The following is a 23,861-nucleotide window of genomic DNA, read 5'->3' on the forward strand; positions in this document are numbered from 1 at the left end:
AAGCAGCTTTTAAAAAAAATAGAAATGAGAAAAGAATGTACATTGACGAATGCTTTAGATTATACTAATAGTGATGTTGTTTTTAGGTTTACTAAAATTTTTGACATTTCAGAAGAGAAATCGCTTTTATTATTTGAAGAAACGAAGAAATGGTTATGGTTATGTTATAAAACAATGGAATCTGGATGTGAATCTTCGGTATTAATTGATAACTCTATGTTAATGATTGACGAAATGTGGCATAACTTTATTCTATTTACTAAAGATTATGAGAAATATTGCCTTGATAAATTTGGATATTTTATTCATCACAAGCCTACTACAAAATCTGAATCTGAAGAGTGGCAAAACAATATTGATAAAAATGTTAAATCATATTTAGAATTAATTGAGAAGCAATATTCTTTAATTTTCGATTTACTTGGAGAAGAAACACTTTCATTATGGTATAAAGATTTTGCAGTTAATTATTCAAAAGAAAAAATAAAAGGATTAATACGATGAAATATGTTTTTTCTGTTTTACTTTTATTAATTGCTCTATCTGTGAAGGGACAACTTGTTAAACAGACAGAAAATTATACAATTACAGATCGGTATCCACCTGAAAACTTTGATAAGATTCGAAAGATTCAAAAATATCTTCAAAAAATAGATGTATATGATTTAACTTATAAATCATTAGATGGAATAAAAATTAAAGGGTTTATAATATCTCCAAAAGGAATAGATAAAAAATATCCAGTGGTCATTTACAATCGTGGAGGGAATGGAAGTTTTGGAATGGTAAGTGATCATTTTATAATAAATTTTTTATCTAAAATTGCTAGTAATGGTTACATAATTATTGGATCACAATTAAGAGGTTCTTCGGGAAGTGATGGTATTGATGACTTTGGTGGAATGAGCAATGAAGATGTTATGTCGTTGTTCAAAATTATTAGTGATATTAAGGGTGCGGATACAACTAAAATTGCACAATTGGGCTGGAGTCGTGGTGGTATAACAAATTTTCAGCTTTTAAAAAAAACAAATAAAATTAAAACGACCATAAACATTGCTGGACCAAGTGATATTTTAAAAACTAGAAGAAAAGAAATGTTCACGGTCTATCGAAACAGAATCAAAAATTATTCTTTAGATTCAATTTATTATGCCAAGAAAGTTTCGCCTATTTTTCAGATCGATTCGATTTTATATAAGAAAGAAAGTTTTTTATTTCTTCATGGAGATATAGATGATAAAGTAGATATATCGAACAGTCAGGAACTTTACGAAAAGACAAAAAAAGAAGGCTATAAATCTAATTTTCTAATTTTCGAAAATTCTGATCATAGCCTATTTGACCAATGGGAAAAAGTAATTAAAGAAATTGTCAATTGGTTAAACAGTGAATTATTTATAAATACAAAATGTAATTAGCGTTAAAATCTAAAATAAATATGGTATAGATTATAACGTCTATAAAATGTCGTAAACACGAAATCTTAAAATAAAATATTTAATTGAAAACTATTTTCAAACGAAGAGTTTTCAAAAAACAATATTTAAATAAAATGCTTGCAAGCGACCGTTGGCACGGCTTATATGCCAAAAGTAATTGTATATTTTAAAATAAAATAAAATGAGTAAATTAAGTTTTGATGCTCTAAAAGAAAGAGCAAACGCAGTTGTGACAGAAGAATTAATGAATGAAATTAATGGTGGAAAAGCGGAATGTCATCCAGGTGAAGATGAACCAGAAGGATGTAGTGTACGTGGTTAATCATACATTCAGCTAAAAGCAGCTTATAAAACCTTGAGCTTTTTCAAGGTTTTATAAGTTTTATTTATAATGAATTCTGGCTGCATTGCAATTTAATATTTAACAACCTTTAAACCTTTTTGAGTTAATGAAAATTATTCAAGATGAAATTATAAATACAATAAAAATACTTCTTTACAAGAAAGATCCTTCTCTCTTAGAAAAAATAGATTTTGATGATGATCATGTATTTTTAGAACCTTTACTTTTTGCATATTTTAATCCTAAAAACAAAAATTATTCTGATGCAGATGTTTTAAATGAGATCATGCAGGGTTATTTTATGAATACACCTCAAGAAGTTAAATTGAATCACTCTTTTAATAGAAATGGTATCGCATACATTCCTAAATTAGGGTATTACAAAAAAAATGAAAAACAACCTTTCGAATCACTTGAATATATCAAAGGTACTACTATAGAAGTTTTAAAGCACTCTGCTAATTTTCTGGAACATATTTTTAGAAATCCTAAAGATGAGCAAATTGAACACGAGCTTATTGTTATTGAAAGTATATATATAAAAAAGATCTATTTCCTAGCAAATGCATTTCAGCTTATTCGAGAAAATGCAAAAGAACAATTCGATTTAATTCAACAATGTTGTAAATGCTGTGTTATATTCAAATCTAACCCGAAAAACACAAATTCTTTTGCTGCAATATCTGCTCATGGAATAGCATTTTTTAATGCTTACCAAGAGGATTACGAGGAAGTATATTTTATAGATGATATTGCCCACCAAACAGCACATATTATTTTAACCTCATTAATTTATATTAAGAAAGATTTTTTTAAAATTGACGAAAATCTAAGTGTCAAAATAATTTTAGACAATACAACTGAAAGTAGAACTTTTGAAACGGTTTATCATGCTCACTATACTTATTATGCAATTTTTACATGTTTAGACAATTGTTTAAAAAATAATGCTTTCAATTTAAAACAGGAAAGAGAGGCCATTGCTAGAATTGGTTTCTATTTAAAAAAATGCGAAACCGATTTAGAATATATCGACAAGATAATTAGTCGTTATAATGGTATTGAAAATGTATTTACAATTAAAGGAATCGAAATACACACTATGGTAAAAGAAAAATATTTTGATTCGTTAAAAAAATGGGCACTTATAACAAATGGACTTAACTACAACAATCAACCTTATAATTTTACATATTCGATATTTTTAACCAATAATAATGGTTGGCTAAACTAAAAAAAAAATAAATGACAAAAATAACATTTTTCTTATTGCTCATATCTTCTGCTTGCTTCTCCCAACAAAATGATGAAGTACTCGATGCAAAGAGAAAACTACAGGAAGTGATAATTGATGAATATTTAACTAATGGCGCTGAGAAATACAGTTATACTTATCAAATGGAAGAATGGCAGAATTGTCTAAATGAAGGATTAAAAAAAGACAGCACTGTTGCTTATTTATGGCAACAAAAAGCGATGCCTTACTTTAAAATTCGGAAGTATGAAGTTGGAATGAAGTATGTCGATAAAGCTGTACAATATGATCCACAAAGATGGCAATCATACAGAGCCTTTATTAAGTGTGTGTTTGCTAAAACTTATAAAGAATCTATTCAAGATTTTGAGGATTGTATAAAACATTTTGGGAATGGCTATGTTATGGATCACACTTATAAGTTTTACATTGGTTTGTGTTATTTGCAACTTAATGAGTATTCAAAAGCAGAAGATCTTTTTAAAGAATATATCGACGACATTTTTGAAAATAGACAAGGTTTAGAGCATCCAACTGCACTGTTTTATAATGGAATTGCAAAATATGAATTACGAAAGTGGGATGAAGCTATTGTTCAATTTGATAAAGCCCTAAGAATATATCCTAATTTTTCAGATGCAAAATATTATAAATCTATTTGTCTTGCAAGACTAGGAGCTAGTCAGGAAGAGATTAAAAAAATATATACAGAAGCTAAAGAAGATGCTAAATTAGGATATACAATAAATGAGGACAATACAATTTATGAAACTTATCCCTACCAGAAAAAATGGAGGAAGTAAATAGTAGTTTAAATCGTTTGTAAATAAATTTAAAAAAAACAATAAATTATGAGACTAAAGTCATTTTCATTAATAGGATTTTTTTTGGTGACAATTTTCAGCATTGCTCAAACAAAACAATTAATAATCCCCAGTAATGTTGATTTACCAAAAGATACGATTTTATCAAATCATTTGATAAAATCCTTAAATGGTTTTCTGAGTTTAAAGGAAAATTCAAATAAAGAAAATACTTTTATCCTTAAAGAAAACTTACTAGAGACTTCGCTATTACTCGATGAGATCAAAGGAATAGAAAAGAGCAAAAAATATAAAGATGAAAATTTTTATAAAGGATATTTGACCAATGTAGTGCAGCTTGACGATACTAATTTTTTAATTCAACTTTCTTATATGGGGGTAAATGAAAATACTCCTATTTTGGCTGCAAGTTTTGAGATTACAGCAAAACAAATAGATAATATATTTTATTTTTCTTCTCCATTAAAGCGTAACACAATTTCTTGGCAAACCAAAAAAATTGATAACTGCACGTTTCATTTTAAAAATAAATTAAATACGAAAGTAGCATCAGAATATGTGAAATCAGTGGCTTTTTTTGATAAAAAGCTAAACGCTCCAGTGGGACAAATAGAATGGTATGGCTGTATTGATCTTCCTGATATATTACAAAATATTGGAGTTAATTATAAATTGGATTATAACGGACGAACTTCAAGCACCTTTAATTCTAATGAGAACAGGCATTTACTCCTAGTTAGCGGTACTCAAAACTCTAGTTTTAATAGTTTTGACCCGCATGATTTATGGCATGAGAGACTACGTAATGTTTATTCTCCGGATGTTATAAATAAACCAGTTGATGAAGGCTGCGCTTATCTATACGGTGGCAGTTGGGGAATATCATGGCAGCAAATCCTTAAAACTTTTAAAGAGAAGGTAGCATCAAATCCTAAAACAGATTGGCTTGCACTTGCTTCCTACAATGGGGATAAAATAAATTTTGGAGAAAGTAATCAAAAACACTTAATGGCAGATTATGTAGTAAATGCTTTATTGGTTGAAAAGATTGAAAAAGAAAAAGGATTTCCTGCTGTTATTGAGTTTCTATGTTGTGGTAAAAATAAAAAAGGAGGGAATGAAAATTATTTCACTGTGCTGGAAAAATTAACGGGTATCAGTAAAAGTAATTTTAATGATAGCGTTTGGGCTTTGATAAAAGAAAGCAAATAAATGATTAAAAAAGATTTTACGTTTTTCAAACAATTAGATTCTAGAGACTGTGGTCCAACTTGTTTACGAATGATTGCCAAACACTATGGTAAAACGTTTTCAAGAGAATTTTTAAGGGAAAAAGCTAGCATTACAAAAACAGGTGTTACTATGGCAGGTATTTCCGAAGCTGCCGAAGCGATTGAAATGCGTACTTTAGGGATGCGCATCAGTCTGGAAAGTTTGCTCAATGAGGCGCCAGTTCCATTTATTACACCTTGGCGCCAAAAACATTTTGTAGTTGTGTATAAAACCTCAAAAGCAAAAATTTTTGTCGCTGATCCTGCAATTGGATTATTAAATTATTCACATCAAGAATTTAAAAAAGGCTGGACTGATGCTAATGATGGAAATGGTTTTGTGTTATTATTAGAACCCAATGCTCAATTTTATAATCTTAATAATGACAAAACTAAAAATACAGGATTTTCATTTTTAATTCCTTATTTCAGGCCATATAAAAAACTGATTTATCAATTATTTGTAGGTTTATTGGTAGGTACTATTATCCAATTTATATTACCTTTTTTAATGCAGTCAGTTGTAGATATTGGGGTAAATCACCGTGATGTGCCTTTTATTTATCTGATTCTTATTTCACAATTAGTTTTGATTTTGTCTCAAACGATTGTTACAATCTTCAGAGAATGGATATTAATCCATGTTACAAGTAGATTCAATATCAAAATGGTTTCTGATTTTTTATTTAAAATGTTAAAATTACCAATTTCCTTCTTTGACACTAGGAATACTGGAGAACATTTACAAAGAATCATGGATCATACACGTATTCAAAATTTTGCTTCATCTTCGACTTTGAATATGCTATTTTCGATGGTTACTTTTATCGTTTTCAATTTTATTTTAGCATACTATAACTGGAAAATATTTTTTGTTTTTATTGTTGCGTCTGTCTTTTATGTAATCTGGACTTTCTTTTTTTTAAAAAAGAGAGCTGAATTAGATTATAAACGTTTTGATGAAACGTCTCAAAATCAAACCAATTTGATAGAAATGATTAATGGTGTCAAAGAAATAAAGATTAACAATTCACAAAGGAAGAATCGTTGGAAGTGGGAGTATACACAAATCAGTCTTTTCAAAACATCGTTAAGTACTTTGAAATTAGCACAGTATCAATCCATTGGGGCCACATTAATAAATGAATTAAAAAATGTTACAATTACTTTTCTTTCCGCAAAAGCAGTAGTTGATGGGGAATTAACAATTGGAGTGATGGTGACAATTCAATACATTGTGGGGCAATTAAATTTACCGTTAGGAAATTTTGTGACTTTTATTCAAACTTGGCAAGATGCTAAAATAAGTTTGGAACGATTGTCACAAGTGCATTGCAAAAAAGATGAGGATGACTTAAGTATTCATAAAGTAACTGAATTATCGAAAAATAAAACTATTGAAATAAAAGATTTATCGTATAGATATGGTGGAAAATCGACTCCCTTCGTTCTGAAAAATCTAAATTGCAGTATTCCTGAAGGGAAAACAACAGCAATTGTAGGGGCAAGTGGAAGCGGTAAAACAACTTTAATGAAGTTGTTATTAAAATTTTATGAGCCTACTAAAGGGAATATAACCGTCGGCTCAATAGATTTAATGGACATTAATAATGATTATTGGCGTTCAAATTGTGGAGCAGTAATGCAGGATACTTTCATGTTTAATGATTCTATTGCAGGCAATATCTCAGAATCTGAACAAAACGAAATTATTAATAAAGATAAATTATATAATGCAGCATTTGTTGCAAATATTGAAGACTTTGTTCAAAAATTACCAAACAAATACAATACTGAATTAGGAAGATTAGGAATTAGATTAAGCGGAGGTCAGGAACAAAGAATAATGATAGCAAGAGCAGTTTATAAAAATCCTCTTTATGTTTTCTTTGATGAGGCAACAAGTGCTCTTGATGCTAATAATGAAAAGGTTATTATGGGAAATTTGGATTCCTTTTTGAAGGGGAAAACTGCCATTGTTGTTGCCCATCGTTTAAGTACAGTAAAAAATGCCGATAATATTATTGTTCTTGAAAATGGAACAGTTGTGGAACAAGGAACTCACGAAGATTTAACATTGTTAAAAGGGAAATATTACGAATTGGTTAAAAATCAATTAGAACTTGGGAGTTAATATTCCATAAATTAGAGTTAATGATTCTAGTTATTAAAAGTGAAAAATTGAGATTAAACAAAAAATAAAATATTGTGGAAGAGAATGATGGATTAAAAATATATAGTGAAGAAGTAAGGGATGTACTTTCTGATCCTCCCGATTCAATATTAAAATGGGGAAATACAATCTTATTGGGTTTTGTAATTATTCTATTAATTCTATCATGGATTATCAAGTATCCTGATATTGTTTCAACTCAAATTGTTCTTACGACTAATATTCCGCCGGAAAAAATAGTAGCAAAATCTTCCGGTAAAATAGAGACTATTTTGGTAAAGGATAAGGCTATCGTTAAACAGAATACACCTTTAGCTATTGTGCAAAATGCTGCTAATTATAAGGATGTATTTTTATTGCAAAATCAAATAGATAAAAATTCTAATGGTAGTAATTTCAACTTTGCAAAATTAGAAAATGCACAGCTAGGTGATATAGAAAGTGCCTTTTCTCTTTTTCATTCTGCTTATGTTGCCGAAGAATTAAATACAGACTTAAAACCTTTTCAAATTGAGGGAAATGCACAAAATGTGGAAGCTGTTCAAATCATGGCAAGGATAAATCTTTTGCAGCAACAGAAAAAGTTAAATGAAAGTGAATTGCAATTGCAAAAAAGTGATCTCAATCGATACGAAAGTCTGTTTAATAAAGGAATTATTTCAACTCAGGATTTTGAAAATAAGAAACTTGGATATATTCAAGCCGAGAAAAGTTATCGGAATCTGTTGAGTAGTATCTCTCAATTAAAATCTACTTTAAATGATAATTTTAAGAATAATAAAAACACAAAAATTAGCGGAACTAAGGAGGAAATAAATTTAAAAAGTGCGAAAACACAGGCTTTTTATCAATTGAAAAAGGTTATAAAAGATTGGGAATTAGCGTACGTATTGAAATCATCCGTTAATGGCAAGGTATCTTTTTTACAAATTTGGACCGCCAATCAAACCATTACAAGTGGTGAAACTATTTTTTCAATAATTCCAATTTTAGAAAAAGGCTATATTGGGAAATTAAAAGCACCGGCTTTAAATTCTGGTAAGATTAGAGTTGGTCAAGAAGTTAATATTAGATTAACAAATTTTCCTGACAGCCAATTTGGCTTGTTAACAGGGGAAATAAGTAATATTTCGTTAACACCAGACAAGGATGGTAATTTATTGATAGATGTTTCTTTGCCTAAAAAACTGGAAACGTCCTATCATAAAACAATTCTCTTTCAGCAGGAAATGTCAGGAACTGCCGAAATTATTACTGAAGATTTAAGATTGAATGAAAGATTATTATATCAGTTTAGAGATATTTTTAGCAGGTAAATTTATATTTTACTGAATTTATAAAAAATAATGTTACTATAATTCAGAGCTACTTAAAGTATTCGGAATTGGAAATAATGTTAGTAATAGTGATGACTTTGCTATCGACACGAAAATGTTACGACATATTGTGAAAAGGCTTTAAATTATTATATTGCTTTCTCATTAATATATTTTATAAGTTTATGAGGAGTGAATATCATACTTGTCCCAACTGTAATGCAAGCATAAAAATTAAACTCAGTAGATGGGCTGGGAAAACTATTTGTCCTAAACGTACAGAGAAGTTATATGTATTTTATGAGTTAATTGATTATAAAAATATTAAAATTGATTTGCATGAACTTCTCGAAAATGACAACAATATTTTTGATAGTAGTTTTCTGGATTATTTTGAAAGTGAGTTGTAAATAATTCATATGAATCAAGGAGTAATAAATAATAAAAAAAGCGATCTAAATATGATCGCTTTTCCTTTTGTGGCATTTCAATGTGAAATTGTTGCCAGAGAGTTCTCTAAACTTATACAAAAGTATAATGTTTTGTTTCAGTACGCAAATGCATTTTGAGGTGTTTCAAATCTGCAATTTGTGATATGTTTCTCCAATTATATAATAGGTCAATATTTTTCTGCCGTTGCTTTTTGGAAAGTAGTAAAATGGATCGTTTTTTATAAATTTTGGATCGTTTTTTATAACAATGCTGTGGCGGTATTGTTCTAATTTGGCTCTTTTAAAATGCTTATAAAGTGATGGTAGTTAATGAATAAAACATTGATGGTAAATCTATTTGATTTGTTTGAATGTGATTTTTAATTATGGCCCACTAAAAGATAAAAGAGAAAAATATGAAAACATCAGTATCTTTTAAAAACATTGTAGTTGATATAATTTGCCTGCTTTTTGTTTTGCTGTTTTTATATGCTGCGACCAGTAAATTATTTGATTTTGAAAATTTTAAAATACAATTAGGTCAATCCCCATTATTGAGCGCTGTAGCCAACTGGATTTCCATAACTGTGCCTATTTTAGAAATTATTATAGCAGCTTCATTACTTCTAAGACATTTTAGGTTATTGGGTCTTTACGCTTGCTATCTGCTCATGATAATGTTTACAGCCTACATTTATATCATTTTGAATTATAGCGCTTTTGTCCCATGTTCATGTGGTGGAATACTCGAGAAAATGACATGGAAAGAACATTTGATTTTTAATATGTGTTTTATCATATTAGCTATAATAGGTATTTTATTTATCCCCATAAAAAGCAATGTAATAAGCAACAAATCTGGAAATCATGAAATATAAATTAAAAATTATCCTGCTGTTGATTTGCACTGTCCTGGGGGTTGGGATTATGATTTTGTTCTTTACTCTCTCGGAGCATATGATTCATTATAAAAATAAGTTTATAAGAAGATTTCCACAGCATGTTGCGCAGGAAATACATCAGGCAGACTTGAGGTTTAATTCCTACTATTTTGCAGGGAGCAATAATGGTAAAATATATCTTGGCAATTACACGGCACCATTGCAGATAATGGAGCTTGATTCCACATTAAAGATCAGAAAAATTCATCATATAAAATTAAAGCAGCAACGCCTTGAATTTCGCTCACCGCAAATAAGAATACTTGAACAGAACTTTTATGTTTTTGAAGGTATCGTGCCTTATATATTCAAAGGCAATACTAAAACCTGGACGGCTTCTTTACGAATAAATAGCGGTTATTATTTTTCGCACTTAGAACCGATAGACTCCGTGAACATGGCTATTCGCTATATGAAACCAAAAAGAGGGGAAAGCCTAATGGGAACTTTAAATTTATCTGATACCACAAAAGTAAAATATGCGCCATTACTCTTGCAAAAACAGTTTGACGGAATATTCGACACAGACGGCAGTTTCCATTTTAACAGCCAGCTCAATAAAATAGTTTATGTCTATCTCTATCGGAACCAGTACATTGTTTCTAGTCCGGATCTTACTTTAGATTACAGAGGCAATACGATTGATACTGTAAGCCGTGCTCAGATTGAATTAGCAAAGCTTAAAAACAGTAACATGAAAACTTTTTCCAGACCACCGCTCATAGTCAATAAAATGAGCGCCGTTGAAGGTAATTTATTGTTTGTGAACTCCCTTTTACCGGGTTTGTATGAACCAGAAGAAATTTGGAAAACAGCAAGCATTATAGATGTATATGATCTGACCAATAAAACCTATCGTTCGAGTTTTCCAATTTACAATATTGGTGAGAAAAAATTAAGAAGCATGCAGGTGTCCAATAATTACTTGTATGCACTTATTGGAGAAAAAATAGTATGCTATAAACTCAGGGAGCACCTTACACAAAGCAACCCTGTGGATAAATAAAGAGAAATCAAAATGATTAAAAATGATTAAAAATGATTAAAAATGTATCGCGCGATTCCAGGGGTAAGATCGAAAACCTGTAAAAAAGAGTAGGTCATAATGATTTAATATTTTTTATTATGAATAGAAATTTTTTAAAAAGAATCATGATGCCGGCGGCAGTTGTGGTTTTAGGTGTGGGTGGCGCTTTTACGACCACCTCAATGAGCAGTACAAAAGCGCTCGCTAATGTACAAGGCTACAGATACGTTTCACAAGCTGATCCGTGTCACGCTCAACAGCAGTGTAGTACAGTTTTTAATGCTAACATTTGTACATCAGGCGGTACTCAATTGTACGGTAAAGCAAATCCAAATGTCAACGTTTGTGATGTGCCTTTGTACAAAATCCCCTGACTAAATCAAGTTAGTTGTTAAAAAAATTAATCTTAAAATGCAATGCAGTTCTGGCTATATGCCCGAACTGCATTGTTCTTTATTAATACTTTATTACGCTGTTAATGAGCTTCAAACCAATCCGGTTTTTTTTCTCCTTTTAAATAATATCCAAACCACTCCGAAATTTTGTGCGTTAGATCAATTTGATTCGCGCGTCCTTGTATAGTGTGATTTTCTTTTGGATAAAGCAGCATAATATGCTCTTTTTTTAGCCGTCTGAGTGCGAGATAAAATTCTATAGTCTGAGCCGGATTTACAGTTGTATCTTCCGCTCCTGTATAGGAAAATAATGGAGTATTCACATTTGATACAAAATAGATAGGTGAGTTTCTACGATATCCTTCAGAATCATCAAAAAGTGTTTTTTTCATGCGAAACTGCTGGTATTCATAACGCCAGCTGTTCATGTTTTTATATCCCCAATTTACTGACAAATAACCGCTAGTCAAATCCGATATGCCCGAACCGGCTACGGCAGCTGCAAACAAATTTGTTTGAGTGATGATGAAAAAGGCTTCATATGCGCCAAAAGAATGTCCGATCAATCCAATTTTAACTTTATCAATTGACGCCGTTTGTAAGGCTCTTTGAGTAGCGGAAATCACGCAATCTGCAGCAGAAAGTCCCGGACTTCCTATTTCATATACAATATCAGGCAATAAGATAAAATAATCCTTACTTGTATAATAGGTCACATTAAATGCAGAACCATTCAGTAGGCTTGGATTGACATAAGTATGAAGTGCTTTTGTCTGCTTTTGATATATGTTTACAATCATTGGATATTTCCGATGAGGATTATAGTCAAAAGGATAAAACAATACGCCTTTTAATATTGCTCCTTTAGAATTTCTATACTCTATAAGCTCAGATTTGCCCCAGCTATAATAATCGTGTTGCGGATTGCTTTTATGAACGGCTTTTGCCGGGGCATTCCCTTTTTTTACGATGAGTGCCGGTGGCTTATTATAATCTTCCTGCACATACAAATAAGAATTTGCATCTCTTGCTTTATATATAGAAGTGATTAATTTTGTTTCATATATTATGGATTGTAGGTGTTGCTTATTATCTAAGTTAAAATATCCAGATTTGCTATTGTCTATCGCCTGTACTTTCAGTATCAAATCAGAATAAATATCGATCACTTTACCTTTAAATACAACTTGATCTATATTCCCTTTGTCAGTATCGGCTAACCTGAAAACCTGCTTATTTTCCCTTCCAAAAGTTAGTTTTTTAGCCAATGTTCCATTAGATTTAAATTGCCAGATATCAAACTGGTCATAAAGCAATATGGATTCATCATTTGCAGTGAAGCCAATATAACCATATGGATTAGGTTCTTCGGGTTCATCATTGGAATCATCATAAAAAGAAACAGCCGTGTTTAAGGTCATATTGGTATGGGTTCCTGTCGCAATAGAATATATCCACCAATTACGTTCTTTAAAATAAAGAATGTATTTGCCGAAAGGAGAAAAATATAATTTTCCAAAGGTGCCGGACTGCTGTTGTAAAAACATTGTTTTTACATCCGTTTTTAAATCCAAAAGATAGTAATCCCTGTCGGCTTCCTGTTTAAAGGTGGGCTTATTAGTGTCTGGATTATATACAAGGGCAAATTGTTGGTTTCCCCCCAGTATCGCGACCGAATGCTCGTCATTTTCAATTTCTGAAAAATGATTGTTTTCAGGTCTCCAGCAGATAAGTCTGGGATTATCTTGGGTGCTTCCATAGTTGTCTCGTGATACAAGTAGTTCTTTGTCAGCAGCATTCCAAACCTGTAGATCTAAATTATTCTTGATTTGATTTTGATTCGGTTTTTTCTTAATCCTGAAAAACACCTGCTCTCCATCATCTGAAATTCCAAGCGCGGAAGTATAATTGGCATCCAGTATCATGTCTTTTTTCCAGGCTTTTTCAATTGTTGTATCAAATTGAAAAAGCTGTTTGTCTTCAATTTTGTAAAACAAAACGGTATCGGCTGTAAATGGTTTTGCGGTAACTAAACGACTAACAAAGGCAATATAGTTTCCTTCTGCCTGCCAGATTATATTCTCATATTGCCTCTCGCTATTTTGTAGTACAGCAGTTTTGGTTATTTCTTTTCCAAATTTAAGAAGCCCCACTGTGTTTTTATTTGATTGCGAAGTGCAATATCCCAGCATGTTTTCTTTGGGATTCATGCTGTAGGAAGTAACATTGTCAATGTTCTCGATTATATTTCCATCAAGATTTCTAATTACAATTTTCGTTTTGCCTTCCGCTTCGTTGCAAGACAGGATTATATACTTACCATTATTTGAAAACGAAAATGCTTCTACATTCTCTGTGTACTGAATTTTATCTGTTTTTAAATTAATAATTTGAAACAGATTATCAGCTGTTATACATCCAAACCATGTATCACTTATAAACTTTCCATCGCGCCCTTTTGCGAAAGCAACAGTCTTTTCATTATCCGTATTTTTAATAAAAAGGGTATCGAGTCCCGATTCGTACATTAGTGAATAACTTACCCAAGTCCCCTGATCTGAAATACTCTCAGCTTTAAGAGTACTCCATAAATGATAGTCTGCCTCAGTCAGTTGTCTTGTTTTTTTAACCTGCCCATTTACCGGACAGGTCATCAAAAACAAAATAATACTAATCCAAATTATTCTGCTGTTGTAAATAATTGTGCACATCAGTAACCTGCATTTTGAGGTTTTAAATTCCCATTGAGATTCAATTCTACTTCCGGAATCGGAAATAAAGCGTCATGGGTATCCCAGCCGGTTTTGACAGCTGTTAAAACAGACTGAATTTTATTAAAGCGTTTTAAATCAAAAAAGCGGTGCCCGAATTCGGTAAATAATTCCAATTGTCTTTCCCGAAGAATGGCGTCGAGAATTTCTGTTTGTGAATTGGCCTCTGTATCCAGAAGTCCGGCAGTACTTCTTATTTTGTTCAGGTCTTCTTTAGCCCCAATTAAATCACCCGTATGCGCGCGCGCTTCAGCTCTGATGAGATACATTTCGGCAAGACGAAAGATGATCGAATACTCCCTTGATGAGTCAGTATCGGAATATTTGTACTTAAAAGGATGATACCAAATACTAGAACCGTCTGAAATGGCTTTTGTCCAATGTGTTTTTCGCAGGTCATTGCCCGTAAATGCCGAGACAAAATCATCGGTAAGCGCCGATAAAGGAGGAGGACCGCTGGTAAAATTAAACGTAACACTTTCTAAAGTGTTCCCTCCGCTAAAGCCGGGAGCTAACTGCCAAATAGTTCCTGTACTTTCTTTAAGGAAAATTTTATCAAGATCCTCCGCGTCCATATACACCCCTGTGTTGTTCAATACTGCCGATGCTTCATTAGAAGCTTCATCCCAAAGTCCTGCATAGAGATCCACTCTTGCCAGTAATGCATGAGCAGCATATTTATTAGGCCGAATACGGTCTTGTGAAATATAATTTTCAGGTAAGAGCAGTACTGCCTGTTCTAAATCAATCTTAGCGGTTGCATAGACGGTATTGACTGACACTTTCTGTGCATGTCGGTTTTGCTCATAATTTGTGGTGGTGATATAAGGAATTGCCCCAAATAAATTGGTGAGATAAAAATGCAGCAATGCTCTTGTGAAAAGGGCTTCTCCTTTTAATTGATTTTTGTCAGAAGTGCTTAAAGAGACCGATGCCTGCACGCCTTCTATAACTGCATTGGCAGCATAAATCTGATTGTAACTGCTGTCCCATAGTCCTTTCACATCGACATTGGATGCAATTAAGGAATTGTTGTAAAAGGGAACGGTGCCATTTTGCGGATCTCCATAAAATTTGAGCTCATCAGTATAATTTCCCAGTAAAAAGGATAATCCCGATGCTGAACCTGTGAGCAGTCCGGCATCTCTGATTTTTGAATAGATATCGGTCATGGCCGCATTGGCTGTCGCCTTTTCTTCAAAAACAGCATTGACTGTAAGTTGTGAGCTCGGCAGATCAACTTCTACAAAATCATCACAGGCATTTATCATTAGAACAAACAGCAATAACGGGAATTTCCAAAAAGCTAAATTCCAGTTCCCAGTGCTGAAATTCCCCGTGTGCAAATTATTTATGTTAAAATTTTTCATGTTTTCTATTTTTAAATTAAAAACTAAACTGGATTCCTGCAGAAAGGACACGCAGCGGTGGCAGATAACCTGAAGATTTAAATTCAGGATCGGCTCCTTTGTATTTGGTGAAAGTCAGTACATTCTGCCCTTCAAAAAATACCCTGCATTGCAAGTCCTTTAGAGGTAATTCATATGAAATTGAAATGTTTTTCAGCCTAACGTAAGAAGCATCGCTGATTGCCCCATCACTTTCAAAATATTTGTAGTAGGCATCCACTGCGGCGCTGTTGGTGCCGTCGGTGTAGATTGGATAAGGTTTGCTGTCACCTGCCTTTTGCCAACGCTCGAATGCGGCTACAGTCTGATTGCTACCCGAACCAGGAACTCCAAAATAAATAGACTGGTTGTAATTGATTTGTTTTACAAACTGGAATAAAAAATCTAATTGCCAGCGTTTGTATTTGAACGTGTTTTGCAATCCACCATAATACTCGGGACTAAAATCCTTTATCGTTTTTTTATCTTCTGTAGTCGTTAGCTGTCCATCGCCATTGACATCCTCAAAAGTGTAAACTCCTGTCTGTTTATCAACTCCTGTAAAATGATACACTTTCTGAATGTTGAGCGATTCACCAATTACATATTGATTTGCATAGGTAGAACTCTCTAAATTGGGAAATTCCAAGAGTTTATTTTTGGCTATGGTCAAATTGAAATTGGTACTCCAATTAAAATCTTTTCTTTGAATGTTGACCGTACGCAGGGTCAGCTCTGTTCCCTTGTTCTGCACTGTAGCATCTAAATTGGCTTGTAAAATAGGGAAGCCCGTTGTACCGGGCAGCGGTATTCCTGTCAGCTGATTGGAAGATTCATTATTGTACCAGGCAGCGGTTAGAAATATGCGGTCATTAAAAAAACCGGTTTCAAGCGCCACTTCAAATTTCCTGTTGGTTTCCCATCCAAAATCAGGGTTGAACAATCTTGTAGGCTGTAGTCCGATTGCGCCACCATAATTAATTCCGGTGGAAGCATAGGTGTCCATATACTGGTAATCGCCAATTTGGTCATTTCCGGTCAGTCCATAGCTTGTTCTTAGTTTTCCAAAACTTAAAATGGTAGTGTTTTTAAATATGTTTTCTTTGGAGAATAACCATGCAGCCCCAACTGCGCCGAAAGTCGCAAACTGATCTGCTGGACCAAAACGGCTTGACCCGTCTCTTCGACCTGTAAGATTGATGATGTATTTTTCCTGCCAGTTATAGTTAACCCGTCCAAAAAATGCCTGATACTTGTACTGGGATTCATCACTGACCATCGTAAAAATATTTGATGCAGAGGCAAGATTGTAAATCAGGCTGTTGCTGGGAAATCCAGAAGCATATTGTACCAGCTGATTGCTTTGCTGGGATTGGAAAGTACCTCCAATCAAAACATCAAGTTTTCCTTGCCCAATGGCTTTGTTCCAATTCAGCTGGGGTTCTATAATCCATGAGCTGCGGTCAGCACCGCTTACAATAAGCGTGGAGAATTCAGGACCCAGTCCAAAGGCAGGATTGTATCTTGTAGAAGGGTTGGCGGTGGTTTCTGAATTATCAAGTGAAGTAAATCCAAAACTTGATTTCAGTTCTAAGTTATCTGTTAATTTATAAGATAACATTGCATTTGCAATCAAGTCATTTGTGTCGGCTTTATATTTTCCTTCGAGATTTCTAAGCGGATTATTAAAAGTATTATTTTCCCAATTCAGGGTGCCGTCCGGGTTATAAAGCGCCGGAGCATTAGGAGACATGTTCACGGCTTCACGCATTAAATCCATCCGGGGCTGGTTATTGTTTTGCATTGTATAACCAACCGAGATGCTCGTTCTGAATTTTTTGTTTTCAGATTCATGGTTGACGTTGAGGTGCAGATTTGCTTTTTTATAATTAAAGTCGCCCGGAAAAACAGTAGTCTGTTTATTAAAATTACCGCTTAATAAAAATTGTGTCTGCTCTGAACCTCCTGAAAGGGATGTTTGGATATCAGTAATAAGAGCGGTACCGCCAAGCAGTTCTTTTTGCCAATCTGTATATCGGCTTTGATCCCAAGTCTCGTTTACATCATAGGCATAATCAGGGATGGGAGAAATTCCATCATTGGCAAAAGCTTCTCTTCGCATTTCCAGATATTGCTCTGTGTTCATAAGATCCATAAAGCGTGTTACAGTTCCAGTTCCTGTGGAAAGTTTGGCAGAAAATTTGGTTTTTCCTGATTTGCCTTTTTTGGTGGTGACCAGCACCACACCATTGGCTCCACGAGATCCGTAAATTGCTGTGGCATCTGCATCTTTCAATACTTCTATACTTTCGATTTGATCGGGATTGATACTGTTCAGCGGGCTTGGCTGTGTGGGCAGTACTGCCGAATTAATTCCAGTGCCGATAGGATCGGAAGAATAAGGAACACCATCGATAATATAAAGTGGATTGTTTCCATTGATGCGTAAACTATTCTGTCCCCGTATCTGAATGTCAAATCCTCCTCCCGGTACACCTGTGGTCTGAACAATATTTACCCCTGCCATTCTTCCCTGCATTGTCGCGAGTACATTAGTCACGGGTTGCTTCTCAATATCTTTGGATGTTATTTTGGCAATGCTTCCTGTGCGCTCGCTTTCTTTTACGGAATAATAGCCTGCATTAACTTTTACTTCCTGTAAAGTTGTCGTATCGAATTGCAATTGGATATTTACTGTTTTTCGATTATTAATTGGGACTAAGGCGGTTTTGAATCCGATAAATGATACAACTAAAGTATCGTAAGGAGATGCTAAAAGAGCATATTGTCCACTATAATCTGATACAACCGCAATGTTGTATTTGTTTTTTATGGCAATAGTTACACCGGACAGGGGACTCGTGCCATCAGTGATAGTTCCCTGTATTTTATATTGTTGGGAAATTTTGGAGATATGCCGAAAAGAATTTTTAGCATATAGAGATGAAAAAGTCAGCTGCAAGCCAAGAAAAAATAGGCAATAAAAAGCTTTTCCATCCTTGTAAAATGAAAAATTATTCATAATATTGGATTGGTTAATTTATACATTAGTTCGATTAGCTATGATCCTCTATACTAGTTTTCCAGACGAAGTAGAGGATCATTTTTTATGTATTAAGCAACAGCTTAATAGATATAATAAATAGTTTTTATCTCAATAAAATTTGTTTTAATAGGTTAAACTTTAAGAAAGTGATGGCACTTTGTGATTTAAAAATAAAATAGACTTAGAATAGAAATAGGCATATAATAAAAAGCATGGAACTCAGCTTATTGTATCAGAGGTACTGGCATACCGTGCAACAATAAGTGACCCCACGCTCTTGACGTGAGCATCTTACTTATTATCTCGTTGCTTCAAATAACCAGTTTTCTGATACGAGATTCTAAGCGAATGCTTCAAATATTTTCATGAAGAATCGCAATAATAAATTACAAACTTGTAATAATGAGACAAATATATTAAAATTTATCGGTACGCCAAAACGTACCGATAAATAATTTTAGTTAATGTTAATTGCAATTGTGAAAAAGGAGTTAGACGATTATACTAAATTAAAGATTGCAATTAGCCTACGAAGGTTATTAGAAAGCAATGGTAGCTTGCCAAGTACGCAGAGCTACAATAAAATTGCTTTAGCCGCAAATATTAGAAAAGCTACTGTCTCCGATACTTTTAATGCAAAATCAATTCCTAATTCTTTGACATTATTTTTAATTATTGAAGCAATTGGTTTCTCGCTTACAGATTTTTCTAAAATTTATGATACCCTTAAAGATACCGATATTAATATATTTAGAAAGACCATATCCAAATAAAGAGCAGAAATAAATTTAGGATTAAGAGATAAAAAAGTTTTTGGATAGATTAAGTTACAATACGTGAACTATAAGATTATTTTGAGAATAATTTACTTGAGAGATTGACAAAAAAAATCCTTTTAGAATTCTAAAAGGATTAATTAAAATCAAGAGAAATTATTACTTCGATTCTGCAATAGAAACTTTTCTAAATTCTTTAAATAATTTTTCAAGTTCTAAACTTGATTTACGAGCTCTAGCTCCAGCTGCTTTAATGCCTTTCTCAGTTAGAGATTCAGATTCTGTTTTGAATGTTTCGATTTCTGCATTAATCTTTGCTACTAAATCTTTCATAATAATATTTTATTAAATTAGTCGGCAAAAATAAAAGTTTGCTCCTTAGCTACAGAAAATAAAATGTTAAACTATTTCTTGTTTTTAGACTTAACCTGATATATTGTTATAAAAATATCTTACAAAGTCATAAACAGTATAATTAGTAGCGATTTAGTGCTGTATATTTTCCTTTTTCGCTTCTTCAATAAAATATTTCGGAGTTATCCCGGTACATCCAACAAAGGCTTTAACAAACCTTCTGGTAGTACTGAATCCTGCTTCCCCAGCAAGGGCTTCGTGACTATATTTCTGCAAAACTTTTTCACTTCGGATCCTTTGTGCAATATGATCAACCTTAAGTCCATTAATATATTCATTAAATTTTTTTCCTCTATGCCGCAAAATAATCAGTGATAAATACTTGGTATTGGTATTACAATAGCCTGCAAGCTTTGTGAGGTCCCACTCTCTTTCAAGAAACTTTTTACTATTTTCAAATTTTTGCAGACTATGTAAAACCGCTGCTTCCGCCCCCTTGCTGATTGAAAAATCTGAGTCATCAGCTTTATAAGCTTTGGCTTTTTCCATATTTTCAATTTTTTGTACCAACTCTTCGTATCTCTTTCTTGATTCTTTTTTGTTTTTAAAATGCCTCACTATCCCATACACTATAAATAAGAACATGCCTCCAATGATAGCAATAGATATCTGATCATTATATTTTCGGATATTAAGAGAGTTTTTAAGTTTTTGCTGTTCATCAACAAGCTCCTTAGTGTCATATTCTTTGCGGATTTTTCCCTGAAGATAAGTATATGTCAGGTGCAGTTTCTTATCAACCTCCAGTAGTTTTTCAACATACCTAAGCTGTTCTTTAATCATATTTTTGTCCTTGTAATAGGAGATCATAAACTCGTACGCTTCCCTTAAATCAGGACGGATGTAATCCCGTTCCATATAGCTTTTGTCAACTTTTTCAAAGTAAACCAGCGCTTTTTCCTTATTATCTAAACCCAAATAACTTTTTCCAATATAAAAATACCCAATCATCACATTTGAGAAATCCCTATTTGCGCGAATATCAGGCAAGGAAGATTGTATTTTTTGGATACCTATTGCGTAATTGTGGATCATATACTGGTTTATTCCTTCAGAATGTATAAAGTAAGACTCCATGTCACGATTTCCGATTCTTATTCCTTCGGCAATTCCTGTTTCATTGATAGACGTGCAGAGCCCGTAATTGCCGATCTTATTATAACATATTCCCAATGAATGCAGGGAATCTAAATAAGCCCTATCATTAGAGTCCTTAAAGTAACTGATGCACTGCTGAAATATTGAAACTGCCTCATTATAGTACCCCAGATATAATTTTATCTGACCAATACGGTATTTGGTTTTGTAGATTAAGTAATTATCGTTTGTTTTTTTTATATAACGGTCTGCAATTAGGTAAATATCCATTGCTTCTGCAAGCCGTTTCTGGCTATAATACGCAATGCCTTTCGAAAGGTACGCTGATCCAATGATTTCATTGCTGTTTGATCTTTTAGCTGCTATGACCATACTATCGGCATAGATGAGCTTAAGTCTATCAGGTGCGTAGTGAACATAGTTTTTATATGCATTTGAAAGCTCCTCCCAATGTTCTTCCATTTTTGCTTTCATTAAAAATGACTGGAGGTAAAGTGACCTTTGTTCACTGCTGTTATTATCATCTTCTATACGATCAAACAGATAGTCAAAATTTCTATTTCTAAGAGAATCAGGAATCTTAAACGATTGGGCGTTTGTAAAAAGTACAGCACATAAAGATACTATAAGTAAATACTTTGGATTCATAGGCTAGGTTTGGTTTTGATTTGGTTTTGGGGCGTTTTTAATGAGTGCTATTTAATTTTAAGTTGTTTCATGTTGTTAGTAATGAATGGTTTAAGTGTTGTTTGGGTAAGTCAAATATAAAAATAAAAACAGGATAAACCTACAAAAGTTATAGGCGAAATAGTATGCCCGTTTTCGGAAAAAGGGTAGTCAAAATACTGGAAATGTACAGACAACCATTTGCGGGATTCAGTTATCGCTTTTAGTTTTGGCTCTGAATTCAAAGCAAAAAATCTGGATTAAATCCCAGATTCCGTTCAGCTTTCCCCGGGTGAAAAATGAACTGACGAAAAAAAAGTAATCAGTCACATTTAACACAAACGTACACATGAAAAATTTAAAAGTATGTCTGGCAATTTTGCCATTGTTCACCATTGCCTGTTCAGATGAATATACAGGTGAAATGACGAAAACTGCACATGTAGGACAAAGTGCAAAGAAATTAGTTATCGGACCTGGTAATTCTGCAAATCCATTTGATATCGCAGGAAGCATTCACAATGAAATCCTGGAAACTCTGGACCAGACCGATTTTAATTCGCAGTCCATTGAAGATATCGCTATTTTAATTGATTCAATTTCAGCTATACATCCTGAGTTGGTGTCTTTATCAAGTGATTCTGCTTTGTCTTCCAGACTGCCAGAAATTATATGGATAGTAAATCACAATGATGCGATGAATGATGTGCTTGGAGCATCAACTCTAGGGGTAAATGCCAAGATCAGCCTCATCTCATTTGTTGATTCCCTGCTCTTGGCTACTGATGATTCCTATGGGGATATCCATTCAATGATCGTTTCCTATGAGGCAGGTATTCTCAATAATAGTGCACTTACCAGCAATGATAAACGAATCATCCTAACTACAACTTCTGTCGTTCGATATTCTGTCTATGAAGAAAAGAGAAAGGATAAAGATTGGGAAACAGGTATTTCGAGAATTGCCGCAACAACAATTGCAGGAGCAGAAAATAACCTTGTTTTGGCGCTTAAAATGGCTTTGACCGTTGGGTTATGTCAAGATAATAATCTCTCACAGTGAACCTGATTGATAAAATGCTGATCTACTATGAGCGGGAAACTGCTATTATTTGCAGTATTCTGCTCCTAGTGATTAACTCAGCCAGCCTATATTTCATCATAGATCTTCTGAGCTATGATGGAATAATGGTTTATCTCACCGACCAGGGGGTTAAACATTTCGATCCATACAATTTCTTGTATATGCTGCTGCTGCCTGCTGTATTAAATCTGCTTTTTGTGTTTGCATCGCTATTGGCCAGATTTACGAAAAATTACTGACAGCAGATTTACAAATTGCGGGCAGTTTCAATGACTTCTATCGTTAAATCAAAAAATCAAAATATTGAAAATTCAAACTTATAATCCTTGGTACAGGGAATTAAAAGTGCTGTATCTTTCGGAGTGTAAATCCGTAAAGGCATGTAATGCACTTTTGAAGCCAGGCTGGTTTTCTATGATTCTTATAGTCTCAGGCAGTGTCGATTTTATTGTAGGCTCAACTATTGTCCGATTACGAGCAGGACAGCTTTATGCTGTTCCCAGTGAAGCTAAAGCAGGTACTGTCGTGTCACCGATAAAATTCTATCTTGTATCTTGTACAATCGCATTTGCAATCAATAACAGGATTGCAAAATATGGGACTGGATATATCGAAGTGATAACTACCCAATCTTATGTTGTGCTTTCACTTTCAAAAGTTGAATTAAAACATATGATCCAACTGGCAGAATTATTAAAGAAAAAGATATCAAATCAAAACCATACCGTATTTCAGCATGAAATGATTTTGCTTTGCCTTAATCTGCTACTGTATGAGTATAGCTCTTTATATTATAAAAAAGGCGAAAATGTATCAGCAGTCCATAACCGCAAGGAAAAAATCGTTATAGGTTTCATTGAGCTGATACAAGAGCATAGTAAGGGGCATCACGATGTGAAATTCTATGCTGATTCTTTATTTGTCAGCAAGGGCCATCTGCGTAAAGCTGTGTATTGGGTTACAGGAATGCCTGCCAAATATTTCATAGAAATGGCTGTTGTCTCGGAAGCGTATTTGTTGCTTGCGGACGGTAATCTTTCCATTACAGAGATAAGTGAACAGTTGAATTTTAGTGCTTTATCGTCATTTAGTGGTTTTTTTAAAAAGTACACGAAAGTCTCACCAACCCAATATCGCCAGAACCTTAAACCTTAGTTTTTCCTGGAATAAAATCACATAATATGACTATATAGAATTTTA

Annotated in this window: 19 protein-coding genes; 14 read left to right on the forward strand and 5 right to left on the reverse strand. The window is 33.3% G+C overall.

What is annotated here, in order from left to right; translation table 11 throughout:
- The first annotated feature begins 24 nt into the window (after nucleotides 1-24).
- The 11 genes from AC6CH4_RS14390 to AC6CH4_RS14440 all read left to right on the forward strand — a co-directional run bounded on the left by AC6CH4_RS14390 (nucleotide 25) and on the right by AC6CH4_RS14440 (nucleotide 11,397).
- The gene (locus AC6CH4_RS14390) at nucleotides 25-504 is read left to right on the forward strand and encodes a UCP032817 domain-containing protein (protein ID WP_498104062.1); all 480 of its coding nucleotides are present in this window, start codon (nucleotides 25-27) and stop codon (nucleotides 502-504) included.
- Nucleotides 501-1,421: an alpha/beta hydrolase family protein gene (locus tag AC6CH4_RS14395; protein ID WP_498104064.1), complete on the forward strand. Its 921-nt coding sequence runs from the start codon at nucleotides 501-503 to the stop codon at nucleotides 1,419-1,421. The genes AC6CH4_RS14390 and AC6CH4_RS14395 overlap by 4 nt, the downstream gene beginning before the upstream one ends.
- 202 nt (nucleotides 1,422-1,623) lie before the next feature.
- A complete protein-coding gene (locus AC6CH4_RS14400) occupies nucleotides 1,624-1,764 on the forward strand; it encodes a hypothetical protein (protein WP_498104066.1) in 141 nt (46 codons plus the stop codon).
- A 127-nt stretch (nucleotides 1,765-1,891) separates the two neighbouring features.
- Nucleotides 1,892-3,019 (forward strand): hypothetical protein, encoded by a 1,128-nt coding sequence (locus AC6CH4_RS14405; protein WP_498104068.1) that lies wholly within the window; start codon nucleotides 1,892-1,894, stop codon nucleotides 3,017-3,019.
- A gap of 11 nt (nucleotides 3,020-3,030) precedes the next feature.
- On the forward strand, nucleotides 3,031-3,843 hold the full coding sequence (locus AC6CH4_RS14410) for a tetratricopeptide repeat protein (protein WP_498104070.1): 813 nt from the start codon (nucleotides 3,031-3,033) through the stop codon (nucleotides 3,841-3,843).
- 84 nt (nucleotides 3,844-3,927) lie between these two features.
- Nucleotides 3,928-5,076 (forward strand): hypothetical protein, encoded by a 1,149-nt coding sequence (locus AC6CH4_RS14415; RefSeq protein WP_498104072.1) that lies wholly within the window; start codon nucleotides 3,928-3,930, stop codon nucleotides 5,074-5,076.
- The gene (locus tag AC6CH4_RS14420) at nucleotides 5,077-7,269 is read left to right on the forward strand and encodes a peptidase domain-containing ABC transporter (RefSeq protein ID WP_498104074.1); all 2,193 of its coding nucleotides are present in this window, start codon (nucleotides 5,077-5,079) and stop codon (nucleotides 7,267-7,269) included. It abuts the gene before it with no gap.
- Nucleotides 7,270-7,343: 74 nt separating this feature from the next.
- The gene (locus AC6CH4_RS14425) at nucleotides 7,344-8,624 is read left to right on the forward strand and encodes an HlyD family secretion protein (RefSeq protein WP_498104076.1); all 1,281 of its coding nucleotides are present in this window, start codon (nucleotides 7,344-7,346) and stop codon (nucleotides 8,622-8,624) included.
- A gap of 847 nt (nucleotides 8,625-9,471) precedes the next feature.
- On the forward strand, nucleotides 9,472-9,933 hold the full coding sequence (locus AC6CH4_RS14430) for a MauE/DoxX family redox-associated membrane protein (protein ID WP_498104078.1): 462 nt from the start codon (nucleotides 9,472-9,474) through the stop codon (nucleotides 9,931-9,933).
- Nucleotides 9,923-11,002, forward strand: a complete 1,080-nt coding sequence (locus AC6CH4_RS14435; RefSeq protein ID WP_498104080.1) for a hypothetical protein — start codon at nucleotides 9,923-9,925, stop codon at nucleotides 11,000-11,002. The genes AC6CH4_RS14430 and AC6CH4_RS14435 overlap by 11 nt, the downstream gene beginning before the upstream one ends.
- 119 nt (nucleotides 11,003-11,121) lie before the next feature.
- A complete protein-coding gene (locus tag AC6CH4_RS14440; protein WP_498104082.1) occupies nucleotides 11,122-11,397 on the forward strand; it encodes a DUF6520 family protein in 276 nt (91 codons plus the stop codon).
- Between the two features lie 101 nt (nucleotides 11,398-11,498).
- On the opposite strand, the gene AC6CH4_RS14445 is transcribed toward AC6CH4_RS14440, so the two are convergent.
- From AC6CH4_RS14445 to AC6CH4_RS14455, 3 genes are read right to left on the reverse strand one after another with little or no spacing between them, the layout of a single operon-like run.
- On the reverse strand, nucleotides 11,499-14,129 hold the full coding sequence (locus tag AC6CH4_RS14445) for an alpha/beta hydrolase family protein (RefSeq protein ID WP_498104084.1): 2,631 nt from the start codon (nucleotides 14,127-14,129) through the stop codon (nucleotides 11,499-11,501).
- Complete coding sequence (locus tag AC6CH4_RS14450) at nucleotides 14,129-15,559, reverse strand: RagB/SusD family nutrient uptake outer membrane protein (protein WP_498104086.1); 1,431 nt, start codon at nucleotides 15,557-15,559, stop codon at nucleotides 14,129-14,131. The genes AC6CH4_RS14445 and AC6CH4_RS14450 overlap by 1 nt, the downstream gene beginning before the upstream one ends.
- Nucleotides 15,560-15,575: 16 nt before the next feature.
- Complete coding sequence (locus AC6CH4_RS14455; RefSeq protein WP_498104088.1) at nucleotides 15,576-18,599, reverse strand: SusC/RagA family TonB-linked outer membrane protein; 3,024 nt, start codon at nucleotides 18,597-18,599, stop codon at nucleotides 15,576-15,578.
- Between the two features lie 488 nt (nucleotides 18,600-19,087).
- Between AC6CH4_RS14455 and AC6CH4_RS14460 the strand changes: the two genes are divergently transcribed.
- A complete protein-coding gene (locus tag AC6CH4_RS14460) occupies nucleotides 19,088-19,396 on the forward strand; it encodes a hypothetical protein (RefSeq protein ID WP_498104090.1) in 309 nt (102 codons plus the stop codon).
- A gap of 162 nt (nucleotides 19,397-19,558) precedes the next feature.
- Here AC6CH4_RS14460 and AC6CH4_RS14465 read toward each other — a convergent pair whose 3' ends face one another.
- Nucleotides 19,559-19,732: a BF3379 family histone-like protein gene (locus AC6CH4_RS14465; protein WP_026985901.1), complete on the reverse strand. Its 174-nt coding sequence runs from the start codon at nucleotides 19,730-19,732 to the stop codon at nucleotides 19,559-19,561.
- A 153-nt stretch (nucleotides 19,733-19,885) separates the two neighbouring features.
- Nucleotides 19,886-21,559, reverse strand: coding sequence for a tetratricopeptide repeat protein (locus AC6CH4_RS14470; RefSeq protein ID WP_498104092.1), 1,674 nt, complete (start codon nucleotides 21,557-21,559; stop codon nucleotides 19,886-19,888).
- Between the two features lie 367 nt (nucleotides 21,560-21,926).
- Here AC6CH4_RS14470 and AC6CH4_RS14475 point away from each other — a divergent pair, with 367 nt between their 5' ends.
- Both AC6CH4_RS14475 and AC6CH4_RS14480 read left to right on the forward strand, forming a co-directional pair.
- A complete protein-coding gene (locus AC6CH4_RS14475; protein WP_498104094.1) occupies nucleotides 21,927-22,640 on the forward strand; it encodes a hypothetical protein in 714 nt (237 codons plus the stop codon).
- Between the two features lie 324 nt (nucleotides 22,641-22,964).
- Nucleotides 22,965-23,816 carry a helix-turn-helix domain-containing protein gene (locus AC6CH4_RS14480; protein ID WP_498104096.1) on the forward strand — a complete coding sequence of 284 codons (852 nt, stop codon included), beginning with the start codon at nucleotides 22,965-22,967 and terminating at the stop codon, nucleotides 23,814-23,816.
- Nucleotides 23,817-23,861 lie beyond the last annotated feature (45 nt).

Source organism: Flavobacterium sp. GQ95 (genome assembly GCF_059758655.1).

Bases quoted from the DNA above. Each gene is read 5' to 3' on its own strand.
- AC6CH4_RS14390 (WP_498104062.1), top strand. From the start codon at position 25: ATGAGAAAAGAATGTACATTGACGAATGCTTTAGATTATACTAATAGT.
- AC6CH4_RS14395 (WP_498104064.1), top strand. From the start codon at position 501: ATGAAATATGTTTTTTCTGTTTTACTTTTATTAATTGCTCTATCTGTG.
- AC6CH4_RS14400 (WP_498104066.1), top strand. From the start codon at position 1,624: ATGAGTAAATTAAGTTTTGATGCTCTAAAAGAAAGAGCAAACGCAGTT.
- AC6CH4_RS14405 (WP_498104068.1), top strand. From the start codon at position 1,892: ATGAAAATTATTCAAGATGAAATTATAAATACAATAAAAATACTTCTT.
- AC6CH4_RS14410 (WP_498104070.1), top strand. From the start codon at position 3,031: ATGACAAAAATAACATTTTTCTTATTGCTCATATCTTCTGCTTGCTTC.
- AC6CH4_RS14420 (WP_498104074.1), top strand. From the start codon at position 5,077: ATGATTAAAAAAGATTTTACGTTTTTCAAACAATTAGATTCTAGAGAC.
- AC6CH4_RS14430 (WP_498104078.1), top strand. From the start codon at position 9,472: ATGAAAACATCAGTATCTTTTAAAAACATTGTAGTTGATATAATTTGC.
- AC6CH4_RS14435 (WP_498104080.1), top strand. From the start codon at position 9,923: ATGAAATATAAATTAAAAATTATCCTGCTGTTGATTTGCACTGTCCTG.
- AC6CH4_RS14440 (WP_498104082.1), top strand. From the start codon at position 11,122: ATGAATAGAAATTTTTTAAAAAGAATCATGATGCCGGCGGCAGTTGTG.
- AC6CH4_RS14445 (WP_498104084.1), bottom strand. From the start codon at position 14,129: ATGTGCACAATTATTTACAACAGCAGAATAATTTGGATTAGTATTATT.
- AC6CH4_RS14450 (WP_498104086.1), bottom strand. From the start codon at position 15,559: ATGAAAAATTTTAACATAAATAATTTGCACACGGGGAATTTCAGCACT.
- AC6CH4_RS14455 (WP_498104088.1), bottom strand. From the start codon at position 18,599: ATGAATAATTTTTCATTTTACAAGGATGGAAAAGCTTTTTATTGCCTA.
- AC6CH4_RS14460 (WP_498104090.1), top strand. From the start codon at position 19,088: ATGTTAATTGCAATTGTGAAAAAGGAGTTAGACGATTATACTAAATTA.
- AC6CH4_RS14465 (WP_026985901.1), bottom strand. From the start codon at position 19,732: ATGAAAGATTTAGTAGCAAAGATTAATGCAGAAATCGAAACATTCAAA.
- AC6CH4_RS14470 (WP_498104092.1), bottom strand. From the start codon at position 21,559: ATGAATCCAAAGTATTTACTTATAGTATCTTTATGTGCTGTACTTTTT.
- AC6CH4_RS14475 (WP_498104094.1), top strand. From the start codon at position 21,927: ATGAAAAATTTAAAAGTATGTCTGGCAATTTTGCCATTGTTCACCATT.